General features: G+C 60.0%; 26 protein-coding genes. 11 read left to right on the forward strand and 15 right to left on the reverse strand.

Annotated features, from left to right (window positions below; translation table 11 throughout):
- Nucleotides 1-2: 2 nt before the first annotated feature.
- From RGR602_RS18960 to tsaD, 3 genes are read right to left on the reverse strand one after another with little or no spacing between them, the layout of a single operon-like run.
- A complete protein-coding gene (locus RGR602_RS18960; RefSeq protein ID WP_039846364.1) occupies nt 3-296 on the reverse strand; it encodes a YciI-like protein in 294 nt (97 codons plus the stop codon).
- Between the two features lie 9 nt (nt 297-305).
- Nucleotides 306-1289 carry an NAD(P)H-dependent glycerol-3-phosphate dehydrogenase gene (locus RGR602_RS18965; RefSeq protein ID WP_039846365.1) on the reverse strand — a complete coding sequence of 328 codons (984 nt, stop codon included), beginning with the start codon at nt 1287-1289 and terminating at the stop codon, nt 306-308.
- Complete coding sequence (gene tsaD / locus RGR602_RS18970) at nt 1286-2383, reverse strand: tRNA (adenosine(37)-N6)-threonylcarbamoyltransferase complex transferase subunit TsaD (RefSeq protein ID WP_039846366.1); 1098 nt, start codon at nt 2381-2383, stop codon at nt 1286-1288. Before tsaD ends, RGR602_RS18965 begins: the two co-directional genes overlap by 4 nt.
- Before the next feature lie 72 nt (nt 2384-2455).
- Here tsaD and hemC point away from each other — a divergent pair, with 72 nt between their 5' ends.
- The 8 genes from hemC (at nt 2456) to RGR602_RS19010 (ending at nt 9095) form a co-directional block, all read left to right on the forward strand.
- Nucleotides 2456-3385, forward strand: a complete 930-nt coding sequence (gene hemC / locus RGR602_RS18975; RefSeq protein WP_039846367.1) for a hydroxymethylbilane synthase — start codon at nt 2456-2458, stop codon at nt 3383-3385.
- 6 nt (nt 3386-3391) lie between these two features.
- Nucleotides 3392-4096, forward strand: coding sequence for a uroporphyrinogen-III synthase (locus tag RGR602_RS18980; RefSeq protein WP_039846368.1), 705 nt, complete (start codon nt 3392-3394; stop codon nt 4094-4096).
- A gap of 89 nt (nt 4097-4185) precedes the next feature.
- Nucleotides 4186-5439, forward strand: a complete 1254-nt coding sequence (locus RGR602_RS18985; RefSeq protein WP_039846369.1) for a COG4223 family protein — start codon at nt 4186-4188, stop codon at nt 5437-5439.
- A 3-nt stretch (nt 5440-5442) separates the two neighbouring features.
- Nucleotides 5443-7053 carry a heme biosynthesis protein HemY gene (locus tag RGR602_RS18990; RefSeq protein WP_039846370.1) on the forward strand — a complete coding sequence of 537 codons (1611 nt, stop codon included), beginning with the start codon at nt 5443-5445 and terminating at the stop codon, nt 7051-7053.
- 17 nt (nt 7054-7070) lie between these two features.
- The gene (locus RGR602_RS18995) at nt 7071-7556 is read left to right on the forward strand and encodes a tellurite resistance TerB family protein (protein ID WP_039846371.1); all 486 of its coding nucleotides are present in this window, start codon (nt 7071-7073) and stop codon (nt 7554-7556) included.
- Entirely contained in the window at nt 7546-8304 is a 759-nt protein-coding gene (locus RGR602_RS19000; RefSeq protein WP_039846372.1) for a glutamine amidotransferase, read from the forward strand. Before RGR602_RS18995 ends, RGR602_RS19000 begins: the two co-directional genes overlap by 11 nt.
- 189 nt (nt 8305-8493) lie before the next feature.
- Complete coding sequence (locus RGR602_RS19005) at nt 8494-8784, forward strand: YggT family protein (protein ID WP_028739981.1); 291 nt, start codon at nt 8494-8496, stop codon at nt 8782-8784.
- Nucleotides 8781-9095 carry a DUF167 domain-containing protein gene (locus RGR602_RS19010; RefSeq protein WP_039846373.1) on the forward strand — a complete coding sequence of 105 codons (315 nt, stop codon included), beginning with the start codon at nt 8781-8783 and terminating at the stop codon, nt 9093-9095. Before RGR602_RS19005 ends, RGR602_RS19010 begins: the two co-directional genes overlap by 4 nt.
- Nucleotides 9096-9099: 4 nt before the next feature.
- Here the strand turns inward: RGR602_RS19010 and ppa are convergent, their stop codons facing one another.
- The 5 genes from ppa to RGR602_RS19035 form a co-directional block, all read right to left on the reverse strand.
- Complete coding sequence (gene ppa / locus RGR602_RS19015; RefSeq protein WP_022717389.1) at nt 9100-9633, reverse strand: inorganic diphosphatase; 534 nt, start codon at nt 9631-9633, stop codon at nt 9100-9102.
- 178 nt (nt 9634-9811) lie between these two features.
- Nucleotides 9812-10318, reverse strand: a complete 507-nt coding sequence (locus RGR602_RS19020) for a GNAT family N-acetyltransferase (protein ID WP_039846374.1) — start codon at nt 10316-10318, stop codon at nt 9812-9814.
- 199 nt (nt 10319-10517) lie between these two features.
- Complete coding sequence (typA, locus tag RGR602_RS19025; protein ID WP_022717387.1) at nt 10518-12338, reverse strand: translational GTPase TypA; 1821 nt, start codon at nt 12336-12338, stop codon at nt 10518-10520.
- A gap of 123 nt (nt 12339-12461) precedes the next feature.
- A complete protein-coding gene (locus RGR602_RS19030) occupies nt 12462-14039 on the reverse strand; it encodes an alkaline phosphatase D family protein (RefSeq protein WP_039847030.1) in 1578 nt (525 codons plus the stop codon).
- Between the two features lie 136 nt (nt 14040-14175).
- Nucleotides 14176-16263 (reverse strand): M3 family metallopeptidase, encoded by a 2088-nt coding sequence (locus tag RGR602_RS19035; protein ID WP_039846375.1) that lies wholly within the window; start codon nt 16261-16263, stop codon nt 14176-14178.
- Nucleotides 16264-16472: 209 nt separating this feature from the next.
- Between RGR602_RS19035 and RGR602_RS19040 the strand changes: the two genes are divergently transcribed.
- The gene (locus RGR602_RS19040) at nt 16473-16904 is read left to right on the forward strand and encodes a hypothetical protein (protein WP_039846376.1); all 432 of its coding nucleotides are present in this window, start codon (nt 16473-16475) and stop codon (nt 16902-16904) included.
- Between the two features lie 6 nt (nt 16905-16910).
- Here RGR602_RS19040 and RGR602_RS19045 read toward each other — a convergent pair whose 3' ends face one another.
- Together RGR602_RS19045 and RGR602_RS19050 are read right to left on the reverse strand one after the other, a co-directional pair.
- A complete protein-coding gene (locus RGR602_RS19045) occupies nt 16911-17552 on the reverse strand; it encodes a LysE family translocator (RefSeq protein ID WP_039846377.1) in 642 nt (213 codons plus the stop codon).
- Between the two features lie 124 nt (nt 17553-17676).
- Nucleotides 17677-18900: an argininosuccinate synthase gene (locus RGR602_RS19050; RefSeq protein ID WP_039846378.1), complete on the reverse strand. Its 1224-nt coding sequence runs from the start codon at nt 18898-18900 to the stop codon at nt 17677-17679.
- 177 nt (nt 18901-19077) lie between these two features.
- On the opposite strand from RGR602_RS19050, the gene RGR602_RS19055 reads away from it, so the two are divergent.
- Together RGR602_RS19055 and RGR602_RS19060 are read left to right on the forward strand one after the other, a co-directional pair.
- Nucleotides 19078-19932 (forward strand): SDR family NAD(P)-dependent oxidoreductase, encoded by an 855-nt coding sequence (locus RGR602_RS19055; RefSeq protein ID WP_039847031.1) that lies wholly within the window; start codon nt 19078-19080, stop codon nt 19930-19932.
- 78 nt (nt 19933-20010) lie between these two features.
- Nucleotides 20011-20652: a LysE family translocator gene (locus RGR602_RS19060; protein ID WP_039846379.1), complete on the forward strand. Its 642-nt coding sequence runs from the start codon at nt 20011-20013 to the stop codon at nt 20650-20652.
- A 10-nt stretch (nt 20653-20662) separates the two neighbouring features.
- On the opposite strand, the gene RGR602_RS19065 is transcribed toward RGR602_RS19060, so the two are convergent.
- The 5 genes from RGR602_RS19065 to RGR602_RS19085 form a co-directional block, all read right to left on the reverse strand.
- Nucleotides 20663-21457, reverse strand: coding sequence for an ABC transporter ATP-binding protein (locus tag RGR602_RS19065; RefSeq protein WP_039846380.1), 795 nt, complete (start codon nt 21455-21457; stop codon nt 20663-20665).
- The gene (locus RGR602_RS19070) at nt 21454-22335 is read right to left on the reverse strand and encodes an ABC transporter permease (RefSeq protein ID WP_039846381.1); all 882 of its coding nucleotides are present in this window, start codon (nt 22333-22335) and stop codon (nt 21454-21456) included. Before RGR602_RS19070 ends, RGR602_RS19065 begins: the two co-directional genes overlap by 4 nt.
- 120 nt (nt 22336-22455) lie before the next feature.
- Entirely contained in the window at nt 22456-23409 is a 954-nt protein-coding gene (locus RGR602_RS19075; RefSeq protein ID WP_039846382.1) for an ABC transporter substrate-binding protein, read from the reverse strand.
- A 90-nt stretch (nt 23410-23499) separates the two neighbouring features.
- Nucleotides 23500-24729, reverse strand: coding sequence for a 23S rRNA (adenine(2503)-C(2))-methyltransferase RlmN (rlmN, locus tag RGR602_RS19080; protein WP_039846383.1), 1230 nt, complete (start codon nt 24727-24729; stop codon nt 23500-23502).
- 227 nt (nt 24730-24956) lie between these two features.
- Nucleotides 24957-25472, reverse strand: a complete 516-nt coding sequence (locus tag RGR602_RS19085) for an invasion associated locus B family protein (RefSeq protein ID WP_039846384.1) — start codon at nt 25470-25472, stop codon at nt 24957-24959.
- Nucleotides 25473-25744: the final 272 nt, after the last annotated feature.

Here is a 25744-nt window from a genome sequence, read left to right on the forward strand (position 1 = left end):
CCTTATGCCTCCGGATTGTTGAAGACCCAGTTGAAGGGCTTGATCTCGACACTCTCGAAAAGACCAGCCTTCGCATAGGGATCGGCATCGGCTAGTGCCTTGGCGGCTTGCGCGGTATCGGCCTTGACCATGACCATGCTGCCGCAGGGCTTGCCTTCACCGTCGAGGAACGGTCCGGCCATGCTGAGCGTGCCTTCGGCATTCAGCTTGTCCAGATATTCCAAATGCGCCGCGCGTGTTTCCATGCGTGTGTTGAGGTGCCCCGGCTTGTCCTTGCAGAGAAGGGCAAATAGCATGTCTGTCTCCTATTCGGTCGTAATCGGACGTGTCATCAATTGTTCGATGGCCTCGGTGATGCTGAGTTTACCTTCGATGATCGCCGAGACGGCGTCCGTGATCGGCATCGCGATGCCGAGCTCTTCCGCCAGCCGCGAGGCGACGGCCGCGGCAAAGGCACCTTCCACCAATTCGCCTCGCAAAGGATCGGCCTTTTCACCGCGGCCAAGCGCAATGCCGAAGCGCAGGTTGCGCGACTGATGGCTCGTTGCCGTCAGGACAAGATCGCCCAGCCCGGAAAGCCCGCGCACCGTATCCGCCTGCCCGCCCTTGGCAACGACGAGGCGCGACATTTCCGCCAGCCCGCGCGCGATCAGCGCCGCGCGCGCAGAATCGCCGATACCGCAGCCTTCAACGATACCACAGGCGATCGCCAATACATTCTTCAACGCACCACCAAGCTGCACGCCGATACGGTCGGACGACGGATAGAGCCGGAAGGTCCTGCCCGAAATCGCCTGCGCCAGCCGCTCGGCAACGGCCACGTCCGATGCCGCAATTACCATAGCGGTCGGCAGTCCTTTGGCGATGTCGGATGCAAAACCCGGCCCCGAAAGCACCGCGACGCGATGTTGCGGCAATTCGCGCTCCAGCATGTCTGTCAACAAGTTGCCGGTCGCCCGCTCGATGCCCTTGGCACAGGTTACGACGATCGCGTCCTTGGCGAGGTAAGGGCCATACTGCCGAGCCGCATCCGCCTGCGCCTGCGACGGCATGGCCAAAAGCACGATATCGGCATCGTCGATCGAATCGGGTTCTGCCGAGAATTCCAATGCTTGCGGCAGCTCAATGCCGGGAAGAACCGCATCATGCAGCCGTTCGGCTTTCAGGTCGGCCATCAGCGCAGGGTCGCGGCCGACGAGAGTGACCTGGCTGCGGCCGGCGAGCGCAATGACTGCGGCAAGCGCCGTTCCGAAAGCGCCCGCGCCAACGACGGCAATCCGTTCGCTCATGCCTTTGCCCCCCGCTTTCCGTAGCTGATCAGCGCTTCCGCATTCGAATCCAACGGCCAGCGCGAGCGCGGCTGCACATCGAGATCATCCGGCGCAACACCTGTCGCCATGCGCTCGAGCCCCGCCCAGGCAATCATCACCGCATTGTCGGTGCACAATCTCAGCGGCGGCGCGATGAAGCGGAAGGCGTATTTATCACAGAGCGCCTGTAGCGTGGCACGTACTTCGAGGTTGGCGGCGACGCCGCCCGCGACCACCAGGGCGGGCTCCTCGTCCAGATGCGGAAACTCCGCGCTGAACCGCTGTAATCCACGGCCGATGCGATCCTTCAGAGTCCTCGAAATCGCTCTCTGAAACGAAGCGCAGACATCGGCGACATCCTGCTCCGTCAGCGGCGCGATATCCGCTGCGGTCTGCCGGACCGCCGTCTTCAAGCCCGAAAAGGAAAAATCGAGCCGCTTTTCACCGACGAGCGGCCGCGGGAAATCGAAGCGGTCCGGGTTACCCTTCTTCGCTGCCTCCTCCACCTGGGGTCCGCCGGGATAAGGCAGCCCGAGCAGCTTCGCCGTCTTGTCGAACGCCTCGCCGAGCGCATCGTCGATCGTCGTTCCCCAGCGTTCGTATTGGCCAATGCCGCGCACGAGGATGAGCTGCGTATGACCACCCGACACAAGCAGCATCAGATAGGGAAAGGAAAGCCCGTCCGTCAGCCGCGCCGTCAGCGCATGGCCTTCGAGATGGTTCACGGCATAAAGCGGCTTGCCGGCGGCCTTGGCGATCGCCTTGCCGGTCATCAGTCCGACGAGCAGCCCGCCGATCAATCCCGGCCCCGAGGTCACAGCGATCGCATCGACGTCGCGGACCGACACGCCGGCGCGCTGCAACGCCTCGTCGATCAGTGTATCGAGTGCCTCGACATGGGCACGCGCGGCTATCTCTGGCACCACGCCACCATAGGCGCTATGCTCGTCCAATTGGCTCAAGACGACGTCGGAAAGCACCTTCGAACGCCCGTCCGCATCGCGCTCGACCACAGCCGCGGCAGTCTCGTCGCAGCTTGTTTCGATGCCGAGGATGCGTAGAAAGGGAGCCATGAAGCCTGTCGTTGATTGCGATGGGTGCAAAACCCGGTTACGAGAACTTCCGGTAACAACGGATCGAAGCGGATGCAAACAAAACCTTTCCGGATCGGAACGCGGGGCAGCCCGCTGGCCCTTGCTCAGGCTCGCGAAGCGCGCGATCGGCTGATGGCGGCCCACGGAATGGCGGAGGAAATGTTCGAGATCGTCGTGCTGACCACGAAAGGTGACCGCATTACCGACCGTGCGCTTGCCGAGATCGGCGGCAAGGGTCTTTTCACCCAGGAACTGGAAGAAAAGCTTGCAAGCGGCGACCTCGATTTGGCCGTCCATTCCGCAAAGGACATGCCGACGGTGTTGCCGGAAGAGCTTCATCTCTCGGCCTATCTGCCGCGCGAAGACATCCGCGATGCGGTAATCGGCCGCACGGCGCCAAAACTGATCGAGCTGCCGCATGGGGCAACGGTGGGGTCGGCGTCGCTGCGCCGCCAGGCTCTGATCCGCCGCATGCGGCCGGATATCAAAGTGATAACCTTCCGGGGCGCGGTGGAAACCCGCCTGCGCAAGCTGGACGAAGGCCAGGTCGATGCGACGCTGTTGGCGCTCGCGGGCCTGAAGCGTCTTGGCAAGGTCGACGTGATCACCGACATCCTCGATCCCGACACCTTCCCGCCGGCTCCCGCGCAAGGCGCGATCTGCATCGAAAGCCGTATTGGCGATCAGCGCACCGACGATCTGCTGGTCGCCATCAACGACCCGGCGACCCACGACGCCGTCTCGTGTGAGCGCGCGTTCCTTGCGGCGCTCGACGGCTCTTGCCGCACGCCGATCGGCGGATATGCGATTTGCGAAGGCGATCGGATCAAGTTCTCCGGCCTGATCATCACGCCGGATGGTCGCAACCAGCACTCGGTCACCATCGATGGCAATCGGCGCGATGCCGCAGCGCTTGGCACGCGCGCCGGACAAGACATCCGCGCCCGCGCTGGCAGCAGCTTCTTCGACGACTGGAGCTGACGTCCGATGCGTGTGCTCGTCACCCGGCCGTGGCGTTCGGGGGAGCGAACCGCCAAAAGGTTGCGCGACATGGGGCATGAGCCCGTCTTGCTGCCGCTCTCGCAGCCCATGCATGATGGCAAGACCGCTATGGATGCGTTGGCAAGGAGCCACGGCCCTATTGCCATCACAAGCGCGGAAGCTGTCCGTGCGCTCTCGTCGTCAGGAACAGACGTCAAGCCTTATCGCCGCCGGCCGGTCTTCGCCGTTGGCGAAGCGAGCGCAAACGAGGCAAAAGCGGTGGGATTTTCTTTAGTCTTAGCCTCGGCGGGCGATGGCGCGCGACTTGCGGAGTTGATCGCGCAGCAGACGCGGGAATCTGTCACCTATCTCGCCGGTTCGCCGCGCGCCGAGACGTTCGAGCGCACCGCGCATGCGCTGGGACTGAAGGTCGATGTCGTCGAGTGTTATCGGATGCATCCGGCAGAACCTGATCCGGTGGCCCTGCGGGAAGCATTGACCCCGCCCCCGGAGGCCATACTCCTTTTTTCCCGCCAGACCGCAGAGCGTTTTTTCCGCCTCGCCGAGGCCCAATCGGAACCCGGCTGGCTCAATCAGGCCCTCATCCTTTGCCTCAGCGCATCCGTTGCCGCGGCCGTCCCGGCTTCACTCGGCAGAAACCTTCGCATCGCAGCATTGCCGGATGAGGGAAGCCTTCTGTCGCTTCTTTGAACGCCTTACGCGCCCAAATTTGATCTAACCTCTTTCCATAACTGGCATCACTGACTAGTTTCGTTGCGATGCAGGAAAATGAGGTACGCATGGTATCGGGAAATCCGCCACGTCATTCGAAAAACGCCGACGAGCCGGTCACGATCGATCTGGAAGCGCAGAAAATTGCAGCAGCAGCCGATACCGAGGAGAAATCAGAAGCAAACGCCCCTGACGCCGGCACGCCCGACGCAGACAACGCGACAGGCGGCCTAGAGGCTTCCGCCGATCCGGAAAAAGAACCATTGGCCGAGGATACGGCAGAGCGCGCCGCTGCCTTTGAGGAGCCCCGTCAGCCGGAAATGGCAACTGACCCCGAGCCCGTCCGGCAAAAGCCGCGCGGCGGAACGACGTCGGGTCTGATCGCCGCCGGTATTTTCGGCGGCCTCGTTGCCCTGCTGGGTGCTGGCGTGATCCAATATGCCGGCTACCTTCCGACGTCTTCCGCACCTCAGACCGCGCTGGATGAAACGGCCAGCCTTTCAGCTGAAATCGACGGCCTCAAGCAATCGATCGCGAACCTCGCCGCCGCGCCGAACACCGGCGACGATACGCTCGACAAGCGTGTCTCTGCGCTCGAAACGGCGGCAAAGACGCCTGCCGCGACGGGGCCAGTAGACACCCCGGAGGTCGACGCGCTGAACCAGAAGGTCACGGATTTGGCCACTCAGCTGGAACAGTTGCGCACATCTCTCTCTCAAACCTTTGAAGAGCGGGCGTCGGGCGGCGCCGACATTATCAAGCGCCTGGAAGAAGCAGAGAAGAAGCTCGACGAACCACGCCAGGATGTTGCCGTTGCGCAGGCGATCGCCGCTGCGGCCCTCAAGGCAGCGATCGACCGCGGCGGACCTTTCATGGCCGAGCTCGATACTTTCGCCGGCGTTTCGCCGGACGACCCCGCCGTCGCCGACCTCCGTAATTTCGCCGAAACCGGCGTACCCTCTCGCGCCGAACTGATCCGCCAGGTTCCCGACGTCGCGACCGCCATCATCCAATCCGTCAACCGAGCGGATCCGAACCAGAGCTGGTCGGACCGGCTGATGGCGAGTGCCAAGTCGCTCGTCACCGTGCGCCCTGTCGGCAACATCGAGGGCGAAAGTGTCGAGGCGATTGCGGCGCGTATGGAAGACAAGGTGAAGAACGGCGACCTACCGGGCGCTGCCAACGAATGGAACGGCTTGCCCTCGAACGCAAAGCAGGCGTCCGCCGCCTTCAAACAGTCATTGGAAGCCCGCATCCGCGTCGAGGAACTGGTGGGTGGTGCGCTCTCCAAGGCCATTTCTGGCGCCGGCAAGGAGGGTTGATCGATGATTCGTCTCGTCGTCTTCGTCATCCTCGTCGTCGCTCTCGGCTACGGCTTCTCCTGGCTTGCCGATCGCCCCGGCGATCTCTCGCTGGTGTGGGAAGGCCGGCTTTATCAGGCAAAGCTGATCGTCGCGGCAAGCGGCCTCATCGCACTGATTGCTGGTGTCATGATCGCCTGGTGGCTGGTCCGCACGGTCTGGACGTCGCCCCATTCCGTGACCCGCTATTTTCGCGCCCGCAAGCGTGATCGCGGCTACCAGTCCCTCTCGACCGGCCTTATCGCCGCGGGCGCCGGAAATGCCCTGCTTGCCCGCAAGATGGCAGCCCGGTCCCGCGGCCTCATCCGCGCCGATCAGGAGCCGCTGATCAACCTGCTAGAAGCGCAGGCGGCCTTGATCGAGGGCCGGCATGACGAAGCCCGTGCCAAGTTCGAAGCGATGGCCAACGATCCGGAAACACGTGAACTTGGCCTTCGCGGGCTCTATCTCGAGGCCAAGCGCCTCGGCGCCAACGAGGCCGCACGCCAATATGCCGAAAAGGCGGCCGACAGCGCGCCTTACCTGCCCTGGGCAGCGCAGGCGACGCTCGAATACCGCAGCCAGGCCGGCCGCTGGGACGACGCCATCCTGCTTCTTGAGCAACAGAAGGCCGCGCGTGTCGTCGAAAAGCAGGATGCGGAACGCTTGCGCGGAGTTCTGCTGACGGCTCGCGCCGGCGACAAGCTCGAAGGCGATCCGGCCGGTGCGCGCGACGACGCGATGCATGCGCTGAAGCTCATTGCCGATTTCGAACCGGCCGCGATCATTGCCGCCAAGGCGCTTTTCCGTGACGACAAGCTGCGCAAGGCCGCCTCAATCCTCGAACAGGCCTGGAAGGCAGGGCCACACCCCGAGATCGGCCGCACCTATGTGCTTGCCCGAAGCGGCGATTCCGCCGTCGATCGCCTGAAGCGAGCCGAACGGCTGGAAGCCCTGCGCCCCAACAACGTCGAATCCCTGCTGGTGGTCGCACAGGCGGCTCTCGATGCGCAGGATTTCGCCAAGGCCAGGGCCAAGGCCGAAGCGGCAGCGCGCATGCAGCCGCGTGAAGCGGCCTTCCTGCTGCTTGCTGATATCGAGGAAGCCGAGACCGGCGACCAAGGCCGTATACGCCACTGGCTGGCGCAGGCGCTGAAGGCGCCGCGCGATCCGGCCTGGGTGGCTGACGGCTTCGTTTCGGACAAATGGCTTCCCGTCTCACCCCTCACCGGCCGTCTCGACGCCTTCGAATGGAAGGCGCCCTTCGGTCAGCTTGAAGGACCGATCGAGGACGGCTCCGCCGTCTCGATCGATACCGCGCTGAAGACCCTGCCGCCCGTTCGCGAGACACGGCCAGAAAGCCCGGCCAACGATCATCGCATCATTGAACTGGAGCGCGCCGCGACGATTGCAGAGGCCGCGCGGCCGGCTCCTGCTGCCGCACCGAAGCCTGGCTTGCCCGCGACGGCGTCCAAACAGCCAGAGCCGATTGCCGCACAGCCAGAGCCGAAACCCTTTTATGGAATGCCGGACGACCCTGGCGTTCGCAACATGAAGGCGGAACCGGAACCCAAGACACGACTCCGCCTTTTCTGAAATGGAATAAAATCCGCATGTTCGAACGTTTTCAGGCATTCTTCCAAAAGCTCACCGCAAACAACCCCAAGAAGGGTTTTAGCCCTGACGATCCCCGCATTGCCGTTGCCGCTCTCTGCATGCAAGTGATGGAAGCGGACGGTAAGATCAAGGACAGCGAAAAGAAGCGGCTCCGCAAACTGCTCAAGGAGCAGTACGGCCTTGACGGAAAGCCGCTTGAGGCAGTGATTGCGGCTGGCCAGGAAGCCGAGAGCAGCGCCGTCGACTATTACCGCTTCACCTCCGACCTGAAACGCCATCTCGATACCGAGCAACGGCTGGAACTCATCGGCATTCTCTGGGACATCGTCTATGCCGACGGCGAACGCAGCGAGATGGAGGACCACGTTATTTGGCGGATCGCCGATCTCTTGGGTGTTTCCTCCCGCGAGCGCATCCAGAAACGTCAGGAGGCAGCCGCACGGGTGACCGATACGGTGGTGGTGCAAGACGATGCCGATTGACCGTCCGATCAAACGCGACAAGCGCCCCATACTGATCATCCTGCACCAGGAACGCTCCAGCCCAGGCCGCGTCGGCCAGCTCCTGGCCAACAAGGGCTATAACCTCGACATTCGCCGCCCGGTTCTGGGCGACAAGCTGCCCACTACGCTGGAGAACCATGCCGGTTCGGTCGTCTTCGGCGGGCCGATGAGTGCAAACGATCCAGACGAATTCATAAAGAGCGAGATCAACTGGCTGGACATTCCACTCAGGGAAAACCGCCCGTTCCTCGGAATCTGCCTTGGAGCGCAGATGCTGGTGCGCCATCTTGGCGGCAAGGTGCAGTCGAATGCGGACGGCTCGACCGAAATCGGCTGGTATCCGCTCCGCCCGACCGAAAAGGGCCGGCTGCTGATGCACTGGCCGAAGATGGTCTACCATTTCCATCGCGAGGGCTTCGATCTGCCGCACGGCGCCCATTTGCTTGCGGAAGGCGATACCTATCCCAACCAGGCCTTTCGCTACAACGGGAACGCCTGGGCGCTGCAATTCCACGCAGAGCTCACCCGCGTGATGATGCATCGCTGGGTCGTCCACGGCGCCCACCGTTTCATTCTGCCGAACGCGCAGCAGGGCCGGGAACATCTGGAGGGCCGAATGCTCTTCGATGCACCGCTCAAGGCGTGGCTGACCGAATTTCTCGATATCGTCTTTGAAGGCAAGACGGCTAAGGCCGTACCGGGCTCCATAGCTGCGCTGTCCGCATAGCGCGCATCAATCCACTTGAGACCAAGCGCTGCTGCTTTCCCATTGCGCTGCTCGTTATCTGCTGCGAAAAAGCCGGACGCATGAACTGGGCGGGTTCGCCAAGCGTGATTCGCCGCGGGTTTTCACGCGGCACTTGCCCGTTTAGCCGCCAATGGATACATGTCTGTCAGCAACGAACTGGAGACCAAGATGATTGCCCTCTTTCAAACCATTGATTTGGCTTTGAATCTTTATACTTGGGTGCTGATTGCGAGTGCCATTTTCTCATGGCTTTACGCCTTCAACGTCATCAATTCCTCGAACCAGTTCGTCAATTCGGTCGGCATGTTCCTCTATAATGTCACCGAGCCGCTGCTGCGGCCGATTCGCCGGCTGCTGCCGAATCTCGGCGGCATCGACATTTCGCCGATCATTCTGCTGCTGATTATCTTCTTCCTGCGCTCGCTGATGTGGAACACCATCTTCCCGCTGGTGGCGTGAACTCCGCCTGGAAGATATTCGATGATCATATACGACTCGCCGTTCGGTTGACCCCGAATGGCGGGCGCGACGCGATCGATGGCATCGAGGCCGATGCCGAAGGCGAGTGCCACATTAAGATCCGTGTCGCAGCGATTCCTGAGAAGGGAAAAGCGAACCAGGCGCTGATCGCGCTTCTGTCCAAGGCCCTCGGCATTCCGAAATCCTCGATTCAAGTGATGTCGGGCGATACATCGCGCAAAAAAGTCCTCCGGATCGGTAGCGGTCGGGAGGACTTGATGGAAAGGCTCGAAAAGCTTCTGAAGCTATAGCGTCTTACTTCGCCTTCTTGGCGCGCTCAACGGCTTCGAGGATCAGCTGACCGGCTTCCTTCGAATCGCCCCAGCCGAAAATCTTCACCCACTTGCCGGGCTCCAGGTCCTTGTAGTGCTCGAAGAAGTGTTCGATCTGCTTCAAGGTAATCTCAGGAAGGTCGGTGTAGTCCCTCACCTTCTCGTAGCGCAGCGTAAGGGCCGGCGACGGGACGGCGATGATCTTCTCGTCCTTGCCCGAATTGTCTTCCATCTTCAAAACGCCGATCGGGCGGACATTGATGACGCAGCCCGGAACCAGCGGACGCGTGCTGGCGATCAGGACATCGATCGGATCGCCGTCTTCCGAAAGCGTATGCGGCACGAAGCCGTAGTTGCCCGGATAGGTCATCGGCGTGTAGAGGAAGCGGTCGACGACCAGCGTGCCGGCTTCCTTGTCCATTTCATACTTGATGGGGTGACCGCCGACCGGAACTTCAACGATGACGTTGACATCTTCCGGAGGATTCTTGCCGATGGAAATGGCGTCGATGCGCATACGAAAACTCCCACGAGGTGAATTGTTCGCAGCCAAATAGTCCGTTTCATCCCGCAACGCAACATTTGCTGTTCGGGATGTTCAAGATTCGTCTGCAATATCGAGGAGCAGGGCGCCCATTTTCAGCTGCCGCCTCAAAGCGGTGCAGCGCTGTTTAAAAAGACGGAGGCTGGGCTTTTCAGTTCCAGATGAAGCCGATTTTCTTCAGCTGCCTGTGGTCGAAGCTTTCCATGCCTTCGCAGAAGTCAATGCCGCCATGGCCACGATAGAACTGGCTGGCATTCTCGTTTTCCTCCAGGCACCAGACCACCATACCCTTGCAGCCGAGTGATTTCAGGAGTCGCCGAGCCTCGCCGAACAGCATGCGCCCAAGACCAATGCCCTGGTACTCAGGACGAAGATAGAGCTCGTAGATCTCGCCTTCCTGCGGCAGCGCTCGAGCTCGATTGAGGCCAAGTGTGGCATAACCTGCGACCGTGCCGGCGACATCGAGAACGAGGAGGGTTGCCGGACCGCGCGTCGCCTTGCGCCACCAGTTCTCGCCGCGGCGCTCGATCATCTGCGTCAAAGCGCGATGTGGAATGATCCCGGCATAGGTGTGCTGCCAGGCGAGGCGATGCACCTCGGAAATGGCTTGGGCATCATGCGGTTCTGCCCGCCGGACATCGATCGACAACGTCTTCATAACGCTTACTCTGGTCTTCCAGCAGGCAATTAACCATACGCGATGATGCGTTTCGGCCGTTTGCCCACAGACTTAACATGTGGACGCTGAGCAAAATTTAACGCTTTTTTAACGATTGTCACAAGACGGAATCAGCGGGCCGCACAACAAAAAACCCCGGCGCCAGGCCGGGGTATGAAATGTCAGCAATTAGAATCGCTTAGGCGTAGCGTGCCTTTTCGAAACGCTTACGCTCGTTCGGGTCGAGATACATCTTGCGCAGACGGATCGACTTCGGCGTCACTTCGACCAGCTCGTCATCCTGGATCCAGGACAGCGCACGGTCGAGCGTCATGCGGATCGGCGGCGTGAGCTTGACGGCTTCATCCTTGCCGGCGGCGCGGATGTTCGTCAGCTTCTTGCCCTTCAGCACGTTCACTTCGAGGTCGTTGTCTCTGCTGTGAATGCCGATGATCATGCCCGCATAGACCTTTTCGCCGGCGTCGATGATCATCGGACCGCGGTCTTCAAGATTGAAGAGAGCATAGGCCACAGCTTCGCCGGAGTCGTTGGCAAGCAATACGCCGTTGACGCGGCCGCCGATCTCACCCTTGTATGGCTGATAGTCGTGGAAGAGGCGGTTCATCACGGCCGTGCCGCGCGTATCGGTGAGCAGTTCTGACTGGTAGCCGATCAGGCCGCGGGTCGGTGCGAAGAAGACAAGACGGACGCGGTTGCCGCCCGACGGACGCAGCTCGACCATTTCGGCCTTGCGCTCTGACATCTTCTGCACCACGACGCCCGAATGCTCTTCATCGACGTCGATGACGACTTCTTCGATCGGCTCGAGCATCTCGCCCGTTGCTTCGTCCTTGTGCATGACGACGCGCGGACGCGAAACGGCCAGCTCGAAGCCTTCGCGGCGCATTGTCTCGATAAGAACCGCAAGCTGCAATTCGCCGCGGCCCGATACGAAGAACGAATCCTTTTCGGAAGATTCTTCGATCTTCAGCGCAACGTTGCCTTCAGCTTCCTTGAACAGACGGTCGCGGATGACGCGCGAGGTGACCTTGTCGCCTTCTGTGCCGGCATAGGGGCTATCGTTGACGATGAAGGACATGGTGACCGTCGGCGGATCGATCGGCTGGGCCTGCAGCGGCTCGGTGATCGACGGGTCGCAGAAAGTATCGGCAACCGTGCCCTTAGAGAGGCCGGCTATCGCGATGATATCGCCTGCATGCGCCTCTTCGATCGGCTGACGCTCGATACCGCGGAAAGCGAGGATCTTGGAAATGCGGCCGGTCTCGATCGTCTTGCCGTCGGCATGCAGAACCTTGACCGGTTGGTTCGGCTTGATCGATCCGGAATTGATGCGGCCGGTGATGATACGGCCGAGAAAGGGGTTGGCTTCGAGGATCGTGCCGATCATCGTGAACGGACCTTCGTGAACGGTCGGCTCAGGAACATGCTCGAGCACGAGGTCGAGAAGTGGTGCGAGACCCTGGTCCTTCGGGCCTTCCGGGTTGACGTTCATCCAGCCGTCACGGCCAGAACCGTAAAGGATCGGGAAGTCGAGCTGCTCGTCAGTCGCGTCGAGGTTTGCAAACAGGTCGAAGACTTCGTTGATCACTTCCTCGTGGCGGCCGTCCGGACGGTCGATCTTGTTGATCGCGACGATGGGACGAAGACCAACCTTCAGCGCCTTGCCGACAACGAACTTCGTCTGCGGCATCGGACCTTCCGAAGCATCGACCAGCACGATCGCGCCGTCCACCATCGAGAGAATGCGCTCAACTTCGCCGCCGAAATCGGCGTGGCCCGGAGTGTCGACGATGTTGATGCGGACACCCTTCCACTCGACCGAGGTCGCCTTGGCGAGAATGGTAATCCCGCGTTCCTTTTCAAGGTCGTTCGAATCCATCACGCGTTCTGCAACGCGCTGGTTCTCACGAAACGAGCCGGACTGTTTCAGGAGCTCGTCCACCAGGGTCGTCTTGCCATGGTCAACGTGAGCGATAATCGCGATGTTGCGAAGTGCCATATGTTTCAAATCTCTGAGGCTGAGGCGCTACGTTCAAGGGAAAGCGCCAATTACGTTTGGCGCGCTCATACAGTGTTTTTCGCGTTTGCGAAAGGGGGGAAGGGCGATAGCGGCCATGTGGGCCTAGCTCACATGTTGGGGGTCGATGACCGTCCGCCAGAGTTCGGTATCGTTTCTGTCCATCAGCCGCACGGTCATCTGCTCGGTCTGCCCGTCGATTTCGACCAGTCCGAAGAACTGAAGGCCAGCAGACGGTGGCAGATTGGTATCCGCACCGCCAGGCGCGGCCTTAATGAACCGCACCTCTGGGCCGAAGGTCATGTCGAGCTCCTGCGCTCCGTAGGTCCCGGAATGCAACGGCCCGGAGACGAATTCCCAGAACGGCAAGAACTCCCGGAATTTCGCCTTGGCCGGATCGTAATAATGCGCCGCAGTGTAGTGGACGTCAGCCGTCAGCCAGACGATGTTCGAAATCGCCGCATCGCGGATGAAGCGCAGCAGATCAGCAAATTCCAACTCTCGCCCGAGCGGCGCTCCATTGTCGCCGTTAGAGAAGGACTCGCTGCCTCGGCGCTTTCCGTAATCATCCCAGATGACAAGTCCGACCGGCATATCGCAGGCAATCACCTTCCATGTTGCCGTCGAGCGCACCAGTTCGCGCTTCAGCCATGCGACCTGCCCTTCGCCAAGGATGCGGGACTTCGCCGTCAGGACCTGATCCAGGCCATGGTCGTTCGGCCCCCGATAGGATCGCAGATCGACGAAGAATATATCGAGCAGCGGACCATATGAGACTTTGCGGTAGATGCGCCCTGGTTCGGCGGCAATGTAGCGGATTGGTGTCATCTCATGGAAGGCGCGGCTTGCCCGAGTTGCCAGCGTCAAAACGGACTTTTCCTTGTAGCGATCATTGTCGCGAAGGTCGGTCGAAGGCGACCAGTTGTTTAAAATCTCGTGGTCGTCCCATTGATAGAAGACCGGACAGACCGCATTCAGGTCCTTCACATGTTCATCGAGCAGATTGTATTTCCACTGTCCGCGAAACTGATCGAGCGTTTGCGCGATGTCGCGCTTCTCCTCGATCACGATCCTGTTTTTCCACAGTCCGCCGTCACGCAACCGGATCTCGTCCGGCATTGGATTGTCGGCATAGATCGTATCGCCGGAATGGATCATGAAATCGGGGCGGTGATAGGCAATGGTCTGATAGGTGCGCATACCCTCGTCGTCGATCCCCCATCCCTGCCCCGCCGTATCGCCCGACCATGCGAAGCGGATCGTCCGCCTGTTGGAAGGCGCGGTGCGGAACTGGCCGTGAATTCGTTCGGAGACGCTGTTGACGTCCTGCAGGTCGGCGGCCGCAAACCTGTAGAAGATGTCATGGTCCGGCGGCAGATCCCGCAGCAGCAGCTTACCCGCAAGATCGGCCTCCGGTGTGACGTCGATCGGGGCCAATCTGACGGCATTCGCGAATTTGTCGCTCGTCGAATATTCGACGAAGAGCCGCGATGGCCGGTCGACACGCGTCCATATCATGCCTGACGTTGCGTCTACATCACCGGATTGAACGCCTGACGTGAAGATGGGGCGGCTCGAAGATCCTCGCGCGTAATATGGCATCACGAGGCTGGCTGCCGCAAAGCCGCCGACTGCGCCGATCGAAGAAAGGAAGCGGCGGCGCGTCGTGTCCGTCAGTTTCATGCCATGGCTCATTCGGCTTGCTTCGAGAGCGGGATCGAATCTCTCGCAACAAGCCTAGAGCGGCCGTCATGTCAGTCTCTTGAAGATGACATGACGGTTTTCCGAAACTTCGGCGACAATTTTGTTAAGGGCCGCCTTACGCGTCGCTGCCCGAAAGCTCTTCGAATGTGGCAAGGCCCTTCTTGACGAGCATTGCCTCGGGGCTCGGCAACTTGCCGCGGAATCCCTTATAGGCGTCTTCCGGATCGATCGAGCCGCCGCTGGAATAGATGTTGTCCTTGAGCTTTTGCGCCATCTCACTGTTGAAGGCGTCGCCGGTTTCCTCGAAAGCGGCGAAAGCATCTGCATCGAGCACTTCCGACCACATATAGGAATAGTAGCCTGCCGAATAACCGCCGGAGAAGATGTGCTGGAAATGCGGCGAGGCATGGCGCATCACAAGCGCCTTCGGCATCCCGAGTTCGGCGAGTACCTGATTTTGCACCGCCATCGGGTCTTCCACATTGTCGCGCGTGTGAAACTCCATATCGACAATCGCCGAGGAAGTGAACTCGACCGTGTTGAACCCGGCATTGAAGGTGCGGGCCGCAAGCACCTTGTCGAGCAGCTCCTGCGGCATAGGTTCGCCGGTTTCGAAATGCACGGCATATTGCTTGAGAATTGCGGGAACTGTCAGCCAGTGCTCGTAAAGCTGGGATGGCAGTTCCACGAAGTCGCGCGAAACGGAGGTGCCCGACACAGTGGGATAGGTCACGTTCGAGAGCATGCCGTGCAGCGCATGGCCGAATTCGTGGAAGAGTGTGCGCGCATCGTCCAGCGAAAGCAGTGCCGGCCTGCCTTCGGCCGGTTTTGCGAAGTTGCACACGTTGTAGATGATCGGCAGTTCGCCCTGATGCCCATTCTTCAGTGGGAGTTTATGCTGGGATTGGAACGCGCTCATCCAGGCGCCGGAGCGCTTGGAACTGCGGGCAAAATAATCCCCCAGGAAAAGCGCAACCAGCTTGTCTTCGCTATCGCGAATTTCAAAGACGCGCACATCCGGATGATAGGCGGCGACCCCTTTCTTCTCGACGGCACGAATGCCGAAGAGTCGGCCGGCGACATCAAAGCAGGCATCGATGATTTTTTCGAGCTGCAGATAGGGCTTCAGTTCGGCTTCGGAAAAATTGAACCTCTTGGCCCTGATCTTTTCGGCATAGTAGCGCCAATCCCAGGGCATGACCTCATGGTTCTTGCCGTCCTCGGCAATCAGCCTTGCGATATCGGCCTCTTCGTCAAGCGCCCGTTTGACGGCTCTTGCCCAGACGGCGCGCAGCAGATGGTTTACGGCGGCTGGCGTCTTTGCCATCGTGTTGTCGAGCTTCAGTTCCGCAAAATTGCCATATCCGAGAAGATTCGCGACTTCTCCGCGAAGGGCCAGCGTCTCGCGGATGATGCCGCGATTATCCGTCTCGCCCCCATTCTCGCCGCGTGCGACCCATGCCCTGAAGGCCTGCTCGCGCAGATCGCGCCGTTCGGAAAAGGTCAGGAACGGTTCGATGATCGAGCGCGACAAAGTGACCGCAAACTTTCCCTCTTCGCCGCGCTCGCGCGCTGCCGCCGCCATGGCGTCCTTCAGGAAATCCGGAAGGCCTGCGAGCTCGGGTCCTTCGCAAAGGACCAGCGACCAGTTCCTTTCGTCGGCCAGCACGTTCTGTCCGAACTGCGTGCTCAAGCCTGCAAGCTTTTCGTTGATTGCCGCAAGCTTCTCCTGCTCGGCCTTCACCAGCTTGGCGCCCGATTTTACGAAGCTCTTCCAGTGGCGCTCCAGCACACGTGTCTGCTCAAGTGTCAGTCCGAGACTTTCCCTATCCTCCCAGAGCATATCGATACGTGCAAAAAGCGCAGCATTCATTCCGATCTTGGAATAGTGGCGCGACATTTTTGGCGATATATCGCGCTCCAGTGCCTGGATTGTATCGTTCGTGTGGGCCCCCGCCCGGTTCCAGAACAGCGCCGAAACACGCGAAAGCTCATCGCCTGCAATCTCCAGGGCGACGATCGTATTCTCGAATGTGGGCTCTTCCCCGTTTGTGGCGATCGCGTCGATTTCCACTTCATGAGATGCGAGAGCGGCATCGAAGGCAGCGGCGAAATCACCGTCGTTCAGCGCCTCGAAGCGAGGCAGGCCATGAAGCCCGTTCCAGTTGACAAGCGCCGGATTGAACTCTTGTGTGGAAGGCATGCTGACGTCCTTTATGCAGAGGCTGGAAACGGCAATATAGGCAAGGCATCACCGCATTGGTATGCCGCCTGCGAGATTCGCATTGCTTGCCCTCGCAAGATTTGACGGGCAAGAATTGATACATAAGAATTAACCAATCGCTAACGATTGACGCGACTCGCGCGCTGGCGCTAGTTTTGAGCCACTCTTTCCGCAAGGGGACATGCGCCATGGAAATTTTTTCTGTGCGGTCTTCTCAGAGTTTGCTTTTTAAGAACAGCCAGAACAACGCAAAAAGTTCGAAGACCGAAGATATAGGAATCGACGCCGGAGCGGCAGCTTCAGCGATATTCAAGGTCGAAGACAATCGAGTCGAAGGGCCGGACTTCGCTGCCATGAGCCCGAGCGAGCTGCGCAGCCATGCGCGCCAAAGCTACGACACCGGCGGGATCGACCAGAACACGTTTGCGGCGATTTCCGAGCCGTTGCCGATGCATGCCATCGATGTGCAGGGCAATGTGATCGATCTGACCGCGATCACCGACGGCACGCTGTTCAATTTCCGCGACTATTATGAAAACCAGCTGCAGATCGCCATGTCGATCGGCGATTCCGATAGCCTAAAGACGCTGAAATCGATCGTGAATTTCCTGAACGCGTAGGCGCCGTCAGGCCTTGCGCCATGCAAGCAGGCCGGGCGTTGCGTGCCAGAGTGCTTGGACTGCAAATCCCATGAAGAGCACGCCGGAGCAGCGGACGATCAGCCGCTCATGCGCGCGGTAGAAACGCCGCACGGCGCCTGCGCCTATAATGGCGACAAGAATGAGATCGGCAGTCACGAAGCCTAGGAAGGATACGCTGAGAAGCAGCGGCAAAGCCTCGAAATCGAGGGCACCGGCCGAACCGGCAACCAATGCCGTGAAGGTCGCAAGCGCCACCGGGTAACCTTTCGGATTGGTCACACCGAAAATCAGCCCGCGGCGAAAGGGCCGCTTCACTGTCACCAGGGCCCGCCCGTCGCCTTTCGGCTTGGCCGTTACCGCGCTCCAGCCGATCCAAGCGAGATAGAAACCGCAGAGCAATCCGAGCAGATCGAAGACGAAGGTGCCTATCGTTCTCGCGCCGACAATCGCAACCAGCGCCAGCGCCGACCAGAGAATATCACCGACGAGATGCCCCATCATGAAGAAGGCGCCAGCCTTTCGCCCTTGCCCGGCGCCGATCCCGAGAAGCTGAAGGAACGCAGGGCCCGGAATGAGCACATAAAAGAGAGCCGCCAGAAAGGTGCCGACGAGCAGGGATTGCGTCATGGCAAAAGCTCCGAAGGATCAAAGGCGCAGACTATGCTAACCCGGCAATCCGTCAAGCGCCGCAACAACCCAAAGAAGAGGCCCGCTCGCCGGCAGGCCTCTTCTCAAGCGTATTGAGACACGCTTAACTCTTGAGGTTGCGCTTGGCGAGAGTGCGCAGGCGCAGTGCGTTCAGTTTGATGAAGCCCGCGGCATCCTTCTGGTCGTAGGCACCCTGATCGTCCTCGAAGGTGACCAGCTTGTCGGAATAAAGCGACTTCGGGCTCTCGCGACCGATGACCATGACATTGCCTTTGTAGAGCTTCAGCGTCACTTCGCCTTCGACATGCTCCTGGCTCTTGTCGATCAGCGCCTGCAGCATTTCCCGCTCCGGCGAGAACCAGAAGCCATAATAGATCAGCTCTGCGTAACGCGGCATCATCTCATCCTTGAGGTGTGCTGCACCGCGGTCGAGCGTGATCGATTCGATCGCTCGATGCGCTGAAAGCAGGATCGTGCCGCCGGGCGTCTCATAGACGCCGCGCGACTTCATGCCGACGAAACGGTTTTCGACGAGGTCCAGACGGCCGATGCCGTTGTCACGGCCATAGCTGTTGAGCGTGGCGAGCAGTGTCGCTGGGCTCATGCGAACGCCGTTGATCGAAACGGCGTCGCCCCTTTCGAAACCGACCTTGATGACGGCTGCCTTGTCGGGCGCGGTTTCCGGAGAGATCGTGCGCATATGCACATATTCCGGGGCTTCCTGCGCCGGATCCTCAAGAACCTTGCCCTCGGAGGACGAGTGCAGCAAGTTGGCGTCGACGGAGAACGGCGCTTCGCCCTTCTTGTCCTTGGCAACCGGGATCTGGTGCTGTTCGGCAAATGCCAGCAGCTCGGTGCGGCTCTTGAACGCCCAGTCGCGCCACGGCGCGATGATCTTGATATCCGGGTTCAGCGCGTAGGCGGAAAGCTCGAAGCGGACCTGGTCGTTGCCCTTGCCGGTCGCGCCATGGGCGATCGCGTCGGCGCCCGTCTTGCGGGCGATATCGATCAGGTGCTTGGAAATCAGCGGACGGGCGATCGAGGTGCCGAGCAGATAGACGCCCTCATAGACAGCATTGGCGCGGAACATCGGGAAGACGAAGTCCTTTACGAACTCTTCGCGCACGTCCTCGACGTAGATTTCCTTGATGCCGAGCATCTCGGCCTTCTTGCGCGCCGGTTCGAGCTCTTCCCCTTGCCCAAGGTCGGCCGTGAAAGTCACGACTTCGGCGCCGAGCTCGGTCTGCAGCCACTTCAGGATGATTGAGGTATCGAGACCGCCGGAATAGGCGAGCACGACTTTTTTCACGTCTTTCTTAGATGCCATGATGATGAGGTCCGTTGCATATGGGCGGCAAAGCCCGGTGTCGCGGGCACTTTTAGCGAGATTGTCGCGTGACGCAAGGGCAAGGATTTTCCCGGCAGAGCACGCTTGATGTTTGACTGCGCGAAACGCGCACCCATATCTGGCTGCGTCCGAATAATGATTGAGGAGGCCGGTCCCGTGACGAATATTCAGGAGATTCTCAAGAAGCCCAATGTCGCGGTGATCACCGGTGGCGCATCCGGCATCGGCCTTGCGGCGGCAAAGCGCTTTGCCGAGGCGGGTATGAGCGTCGTCATCGCCGATCGCGATGGCAACCGGCTGGCAACGGCTCGTGGCGAACTCGAAGCCATTGCCGGCCAGGAGCGTGTGATGGCAGTTAAGACGGACGTTTGCGACAAGTCTTCGCTGGAGGCGGTCGAACAAGCTGTCGTTCAACGCTTCGGCCGCGTCCATGTGCTGATGAACAACGCCGGCATCGGTCCGCAAACCTCGATCTTCAGCGCTCAGGCAAATTGGGACAGCATCCTCGGCGTCAATCTCCTCGGCGTCATCAATGGCACGCGGGTCTTCGGAGCGAAGATGCTGGCACATGGCGAGCCCGGGCTCATCATCAACACCGGTTCCAAGCAGGGCATTACGACTCCTCCGGGCAATCCTGCCTACAATGTGTCGAAAGCAGGCGTGAAGGTTTTCACCGAAGCCCTCGAGCACGAACTGCGCAATACCGAAGGCTCGAAGATATCTGCCCATCTTCTGATCCCGGGCTTTGTCTTCACTGGCCTTACAAAGGGTGACCACACCGAAAAACCCGCGGCCGCCTGGACACCGGAACAGACCGTCGATTTCATGATCGAAAGCCTGGAGCGCGGCGACTTCTATATCCTCTGTCCGGACAACGACGTCCCCCGTCCCCTTGACGAGCGCCGCATGGCCTGGGCGATCGGCGACATCATCGAAAACCGCCCGCCGCTTTCGCGCTGGCACAAGGATTATGCCGACAGGTTCAAGGCTTTCCTTGAAGAAAAGCGATAGGCGGATCATCAGGATTGATTGGTAATTTTCTGAAACTTGGATAAGAAGACTAACTCTTATCAGCTTTCAGAGTGTGCCATGGACTTCTTGCCGAGCATTCCGACCCTTCTCGCATTTTCCGCGGCCAGCCTGCTTCTTGCGGCCACGCCCGGACCGGACATGACGCTCTCGATCAGCCGCGCTCTGTCTCAAGGCAAGAAGCCGGCACTCTACGTCGTCTTGGGCACCAGCCTCGGCATCGTGGTCCATACGATGCTGGTTGCTTTCGGCATCTCGGCGCTGATCACCGCCTCGCCGACCGCCTTCCTGATCCTCAAAACCGGAGGTGCTGCCTATCTTCTTTGGCTGGCTCTTCAAGCGATCCGTTTCGGTTCGAAGCTTTCGGTCGAGCAGGTCAGCGAAGCCAAGGGCACGCTGCTTTCCAATATTTCCGTCGGCTTTTGGGTCAATCTTCTGAACCCGAAAGTCATCATATTCTTCATGACCTTCCTGCCGCAATTCGTAAGCGCGGGCGATCCGGCGGTCACGCACAAGCTGCTCTTCCTCGGCTTTTTCTTCATCCTCATCGGCATGCCGGTGAACGCGCTTGTGGTTCTCGCCTCCGACTGGCTTGCGGGTTGGCTGCAGAAGAACAGCAAGATCCTGCGCGGAATGGACTACACTTTCGCGGGGGTCTTCTCGATCTTCGCTGTAAAGATATTTTTCACGCAGGCACGCTGATCGCGCCCGCTCAGCCGATCAGCAGTGCATCATCGTCCAGGGTCTGTCCGCGCATCTTGCGGAACATCGCGATCAGGTCTTCGACTTGCAGATCCTTGCGACTGTCGCCGCTGACGTCCAGCACGATCTCGCCGCCATGCAGCATGACCGTGCGGTGTCCGTAGTCCAGCGCCTGGCGCATGGAATGGGTCACCATCAGCGTGGTCAGCTTGCGCTCTGAGACGATCTTGTCCGTGAGGCCCATGACAAATTCCGCCATGCCTGGATCAAGTGCGGCCGTATGTTCGTCGAGCAGCAAGACCTCCGAGCCTGCCAGCGTCGCCATGACCAGGGAAACCGCCTGCCGCTGGCCGCCGGAAAGCAGATCCATGCGATCAGCCATACGATTTTCGAGACCGAGGTTCAGTTCGCTGATCCGGTCGCGGAAAAGATCGCGGCGCTTGGGGCCGAGGGCCGCCACCAATCCGCGCCGCTCGCCGCGCCGAGCGGCAAGAGCAAGATTCTCCTCAATCGACAGGGAGCCGCAGCTTCCGGTCAGTGGATCCTGAAAGACGCGTGCGACAAGCCCCGCCCGCGCAGCCGTCTGTTTGCGCGTCACGTCGGTATCGCCGATCAGCACCTTCCCCTCGCTTGCCAGAACGTCGCCGGCGAGAACACCGAGCAGCGTCGATTTACCCGCACCATTGGAGCCGATGACGGTCACGAAGGAGCCCTGCTCGATGGTGAGGCTGACGCCGCTTAGCGCCCGCTTCTCCAGCGGCGTGCCCTTGCCGAAAACGACCTTGATATCCTCGATGCTGATCATGTTGGGGCTCCTCCGCGGCGAAGTCGGGGAAGAATGAGCGCGATGGTCACGAGAACGGCCGTCACGAAATTAAGGTCGGAAGCTTGGAGACCGATCATGTCGGTGGAAAGCGCCAATTGAATGGCTATGCGGTAGATGATCGAGCCGAAGACACAGCCGATGAGCGCAATCAACAACCCGCGGCGGCCCAGCAGGGTTTCACCGATGATCACGGCGGCAAGGCCGACCACGATGGTACCGACACCGGACGTCACATCGGCAAAACCGTTCGTCTGCGCAAAGAGCGCGCCGCCGAGCGCAACAAGAGCATTCGACATCGCCATGCCAAGATAGATCTGCCTGCTGGTGTCGACGCCCTGCGCCCGCGCCATCCGCGCATTTGCACCCGTTGCCCGCATCGCAAGCCCGGCATCGCTTTCGAGGAAGCGCCAGACTGCGATCAACGCGATGACGACGAGAACGCCGACAAAAAGCGGCCGGACGTAGAAGTCGCGAAGGCCATGACCGAAGAACGGACTGATCATCGTGTCGGCATTGATCAACGCGACATTGGGTTTGCCCATGACGCGCAGATTGACCGAGAAGAGCGCAATCATGGTGAGGATCGAGGCAAGCAGGTTGAGAATCCGAAAGCGCACATTGAGGAGTGCCGTCACTACGCCGGCCGCAGCACCGGCGATCATCGCAACCAGCGCTGCCAGCCAAGAATTGACGCCGGCAATGATCAGAACCGCTGTCACCGCCGCGCCGAGGGGAAAGGAGCCATCAACTGTCAAATCGGGGAAATCGAGGACGCGGAAGGCGAGATAAACGCCAAGAGCAACGAAGGCGTAGACAAGCCCAAGCTCCACGGCACCCCAAAATGCGATCTCACTCAAGGCGGTCGACCCTCTTTTCTTCGTTTTGCCCGTCAATCGTCAGGCATGAATATCATCAGCCGCTCCCGTTTAGAAACAGGAGCGGCCGAGCGCAATATCGATAATGGCGAAAGCTGGTGCTTATTCGATGACGCGATTGGCGCGTTTGAGAACGCTTTCCGGTAGCTTAACGCCCATCTTCTGAGCCGCGGCGGTGTTGATGATGAGATCGCTGCCGGCGGCAACCTTGACCGGAATATCACCCGGCTTTTCGCCCTTCAGGACACGAACCACGACGTCGCCGGTCTGCTTGCCAACGTCGTAATAGTTGAAACCGAGCGCTGCAATCGAGCCGCGTGAGACGGAATCCGTATCCGCCGTAAAGAGCGGCAGCTTGCTTTCTTCGGCAACGGCTACGGCACCCTCCAAAGCCGAGATGATCGTGTTGTCGGTCGGGACGTAGATCGCATCGGCACGGCCGACCAGCGCGCGCGCAGCACCCTGGACTTCCGCAGACTTCGTCGCTGCGGACTCAACAACGCCCATACCGGCCTTTTCCGCCTCAGCCTTCAAGGCCGCAAGCAACGACACGGAATTGGCTTCCCCGGAATTGTAAAGGTAACCGATCGTCTTGGCGGCAGGCAGGATCTCCTTGATCAGCGCAACATGTTCGGCAACCGGCGACATGTCGGAAAGGCCGGTGACGTTGCCGCCGGGCTTGTCCATATCCTTGACGAGCTGGGCGCCGAGCGGATCGGAAACGGCAGTGAAGACCACTGGAATGTCGCGGGTCGCAGAAACCACAGCCTGCGCCGACGGCGTGGAGATCGGCACGATGACGTTCGGATCCTCGCCTGCGAACTGGCGGGCGATCTGCGCGGCGGTGGCAGGATTTCCCTGTGCGGATTCAAAGCGGAACGTGAGATTTTCACCTTCCTTATAGCCTGCCGCGGCAAGCGTATCTTGGACGCCCTTGCGCACGGCATCGAGAGCCGGGTGCTCGACGATGGCCGTCACAGCGACCGTGACGCCATCAGCCTTGGCAGGCAAGGTAAGGGCAAGAACCGCCGCGACGGCGAGCGAGATCAAACGCATGAGAAACCTCCATCGGTAATGATGGGCTTCTAGGAAAACCCCGCGCCGCAATCAATCGCAAAGAACTGCTGCAAGGATCAAACTTGCTGATCAGTCGTCCACGCCGTGATTGGCGATCATCATCGCCTCGAATGCCAGGCGTTCGGTCTTGCGCATGCGCTCGGATTCCGATTTCAGCTGGCCGCAAGCGGCGAGAATGTCGCGGCCGCGCGGCGTACGGATTGGCGAGGCGTAACCTGCCGAATTGATGAAATCGGCAAATTTCTCGATCTGCGCCCAGTCAGAACACTGGTAGTTCGTGCCCGGCCAGGGATTGAACGGGATCAGGTTGATCTTGGCAGGCACGCCTTTCAGGAGCTGGATCAGCCCCTTTGCATCTTCCAAACTGTCGTTGACGTCCTTCAGCATCACATATTCGAAGGTGATGCGGCGCGCATTCGAAAGCCCTGGATAGGCCCGGCAGGCCTCGATCAGCTCCTTTAGCGGATACTTCTTGTTGATCGGTACGAGAATGTCGCGCAGGTCGTCGCGCACGGCATGCAGCGAGATTGCCAGCATGACGCCGATCTCGTCTCCAGTGCGGAAAATCTCGGGCACGACGCCGGAGGTAGAAAGCGTGACGCGGCGCTTCGACAGCGAAAGCCCGTCGCCATCCGTGGCGATCAGCAGTGCCTGCTTGACCGCATCGAAATTGTAGAGCGGCTCGCCCATTCCCATCATGACGATGTTGCTCACCTTGCGGCCTTCCGACGGCACCATGGCGCCGAGGGGAATATCGCGGTCCGGGAAATCGCCAAGCCGGTCGCGGGCAAGCAGGAGCTGCGAGAGGATTTCTTCCGCTGTCAGGTTACGCACCAGCCGCTGCGTACCGGTATGGCAGAAGGAACAGGTGAGGGAACAGCCGACCTGGCTGGAGATGCAGAGCGTGCCGCGACCTTCTTCGGGGATATAGACGGTTTCAACTTCGACGGGACGACCGGCGCCGCGCGGCGGAAAGCGCAGCAGCCACTTGCGGGTGCCGTCATTGGAAACCTGCTCTTCAACAATCTCCGGGCGCGCAATGGTGAAATGCTGCTTCAGCATTTCTCGCATGTCCTTGGCGATATTCACCATCTGATCGAAATCGGAGATGCCGCGCACATAAATCCAGTTCCAGAGCTGGCTGACGCGCATCTTCACCTGTTTGTCGGCAACGCCCCTCTCGCGAAGAGCATTACCCAATTCCTCGCGGCTCAAGCCTATCAGCGAGGGCTTCGGCGAAAGCTCTGTGCGCGGCTGCCCGGCAGGCTTGGTGATGGTCACGGCATCCATGACGGACATGGTCTCTTATCCCGAAATCAAACTGCGCTCATCCCGGTAAGCCGGAAGACTTGGCGGGCGGCATCGGCAGTTGGCAGAAATTCGAATGACGGAGCAGCAGCATATGCCGCGATCTTTCCGCAGTTGCGCGCGGCTTTATCATCATTTTCGCCGCGCGTCACTATAGATGGAAACGCCAAAGGCCGGCGCAAGGCCGGCCCTTGAACTTCAAGACAGAGCAAGGTGGCTTACTTGCAGCTTTCGATCTGCTTCAGCGAAGCGGAGATACCGGAGAGCGAGTAGCTGTAGGATGTGGCAGTGCCTCGGCGGGACGTCGCATTGACCGTCATCGACTTGCCGCCCTTCATGGCTGCCACAAGCGCGGGTTCCTGCGCGGCGTTCTCGACCCAGCCGGCTTTATCCTTGGTGAACATGACGAAGGTCTTGTTGTCGATGACGACTTCGATCTTCGAACCGTCCTTGACCGTATAACCCATCATCGCCTGCGGCTCATAGGAGATGTTCTGGCCAGGACGCTGCGAGACGATGAAGAAGTTGTCGCCGTGGTCAATGCCAGCCGGCTTCTTTTCGGTCGGCACGGACAGCACATAGCAAACATTGCCGGTGCCCTGCTTATAGGAGTAGGCGCCCCAGGCCTGGAATTGCTGGATGCGTGTCGGCGCAGCAGCAGTCTGCTGTGCTCCTGCAGCTCCGGCCGTGATGAGAACGAGTGCGAGAGCGGATACGATACTTTTTACAAACATGGATTTCCTGCCGGTTCTTGCGATTCAGCGCCCTGTCGGAGCGAGCGGCGTCTTCGTCACGATCTGCTTTATTTTGACTTGATTCAGGTTACCAAAGCGTCAACGGAGCCTGCGAATTGTCTCCACGTGTGTCATTCCGGCCTGAATGTTAACGTATGACGCGATTGCGCTCCGCGACGATATTCTGCCCTGACGGCGTGATGCCATCCCTTCGAGGAGATTTAAGACATAAAGATTCAGGCAAGAGTTTGACCTTCCAAAATTCCGTTGCA

Source organism: Rhizobium gallicum bv. gallicum R602sp (assembly GCF_000816845.1).
GTDB lineage: Bacteria > Pseudomonadota > Alphaproteobacteria > Rhizobiales > Rhizobiaceae > Rhizobium > Rhizobium gallicum.

Bases quoted from the DNA above. Each gene is read 5' to 3' on its own strand.
- RGR602_RS18960 (WP_039846364.1), bottom strand. From the start codon at position 296: ATGCTATTTGCCCTTCTCTGCAAGGACAAGCCGGGGCACCTCAACACA.
- RGR602_RS18965 (WP_039846365.1), bottom strand. From the start codon at position 1,289: ATGAGCGAACGGATTGCCGTCGTTGGCGCGGGCGCTTTCGGAACGGCG.
- tsaD (WP_039846366.1), bottom strand. From the start codon at position 2,383: ATGGCTCCCTTTCTACGCATCCTCGGCATCGAAACAAGCTGCGACGAG.
- hemC (WP_039846367.1), top strand. From the start codon at position 2,456: ATGCAAACAAAACCTTTCCGGATCGGAACGCGGGGCAGCCCGCTGGCC.
- RGR602_RS18980 (WP_039846368.1), top strand. From the start codon at position 3,392: ATGCGTGTGCTCGTCACCCGGCCGTGGCGTTCGGGGGAGCGAACCGCC.
- RGR602_RS18985 (WP_039846369.1), top strand. From the start codon at position 4,186: ATGGTATCGGGAAATCCGCCACGTCATTCGAAAAACGCCGACGAGCCG.
- RGR602_RS18990 (WP_039846370.1), top strand. From the start codon at position 5,443: ATGATTCGTCTCGTCGTCTTCGTCATCCTCGTCGTCGCTCTCGGCTAC.
- RGR602_RS18995 (WP_039846371.1), top strand. From the start codon at position 7,071: ATGTTCGAACGTTTTCAGGCATTCTTCCAAAAGCTCACCGCAAACAAC.
- RGR602_RS19000 (WP_039846372.1), top strand. From the start codon at position 7,546: ATGCCGATTGACCGTCCGATCAAACGCGACAAGCGCCCCATACTGATC.
- RGR602_RS19005 (WP_028739981.1), top strand. From the start codon at position 8,494: ATGATTGCCCTCTTTCAAACCATTGATTTGGCTTTGAATCTTTATACT.
- ppa (WP_022717389.1), bottom strand. From the start codon at position 9,633: ATGCGCATCGACGCCATTTCCATCGGCAAGAATCCTCCGGAAGATGTC.
- RGR602_RS19020 (WP_039846374.1), bottom strand. From the start codon at position 10,318: ATGAAGACGTTGTCGATCGATGTCCGGCGGGCAGAACCGCATGATGCC.
- typA (WP_022717387.1), bottom strand. From the start codon at position 12,338: ATGGCACTTCGCAACATCGCGATTATCGCTCACGTTGACCATGGCAAG.
- RGR602_RS19030 (WP_039847030.1), bottom strand. From the start codon at position 14,039: ATGAAACTGACGGACACGACGCGCCGCCGCTTCCTTTCTTCGATCGGC.
- RGR602_RS19035 (WP_039846375.1), bottom strand. From the start codon at position 16,263: ATGCCTTCCACACAAGAGTTCAATCCGGCGCTTGTCAACTGGAACGGG.
- RGR602_RS19040 (WP_039846376.1), top strand. From the start codon at position 16,473: ATGGAAATTTTTTCTGTGCGGTCTTCTCAGAGTTTGCTTTTTAAGAAC.
- RGR602_RS19045 (WP_039846377.1), bottom strand. From the start codon at position 17,552: ATGACGCAATCCCTGCTCGTCGGCACCTTTCTGGCGGCTCTCTTTTAT.
- RGR602_RS19050 (WP_039846378.1), bottom strand. From the start codon at position 18,900: ATGGCATCTAAGAAAGACGTGAAAAAAGTCGTGCTCGCCTATTCCGGC.
- RGR602_RS19060 (WP_039846379.1), top strand. From the start codon at position 20,011: ATGGACTTCTTGCCGAGCATTCCGACCCTTCTCGCATTTTCCGCGGCC.
- RGR602_RS19065 (WP_039846380.1), bottom strand. From the start codon at position 21,457: ATGATCAGCATCGAGGATATCAAGGTCGTTTTCGGCAAGGGCACGCCG.
- RGR602_RS19075 (WP_039846382.1), bottom strand. From the start codon at position 23,409: ATGCGTTTGATCTCGCTCGCCGTCGCGGCGGTTCTTGCCCTTACCTTG.
- rlmN (WP_039846383.1), bottom strand. From the start codon at position 24,729: ATGTCCGTCATGGATGCCGTGACCATCACCAAGCCTGCCGGGCAGCCG.
- RGR602_RS19085 (WP_039846384.1), bottom strand. From the start codon at position 25,472: ATGTTTGTAAAAAGTATCGTATCCGCTCTCGCACTCGTTCTCATCACG.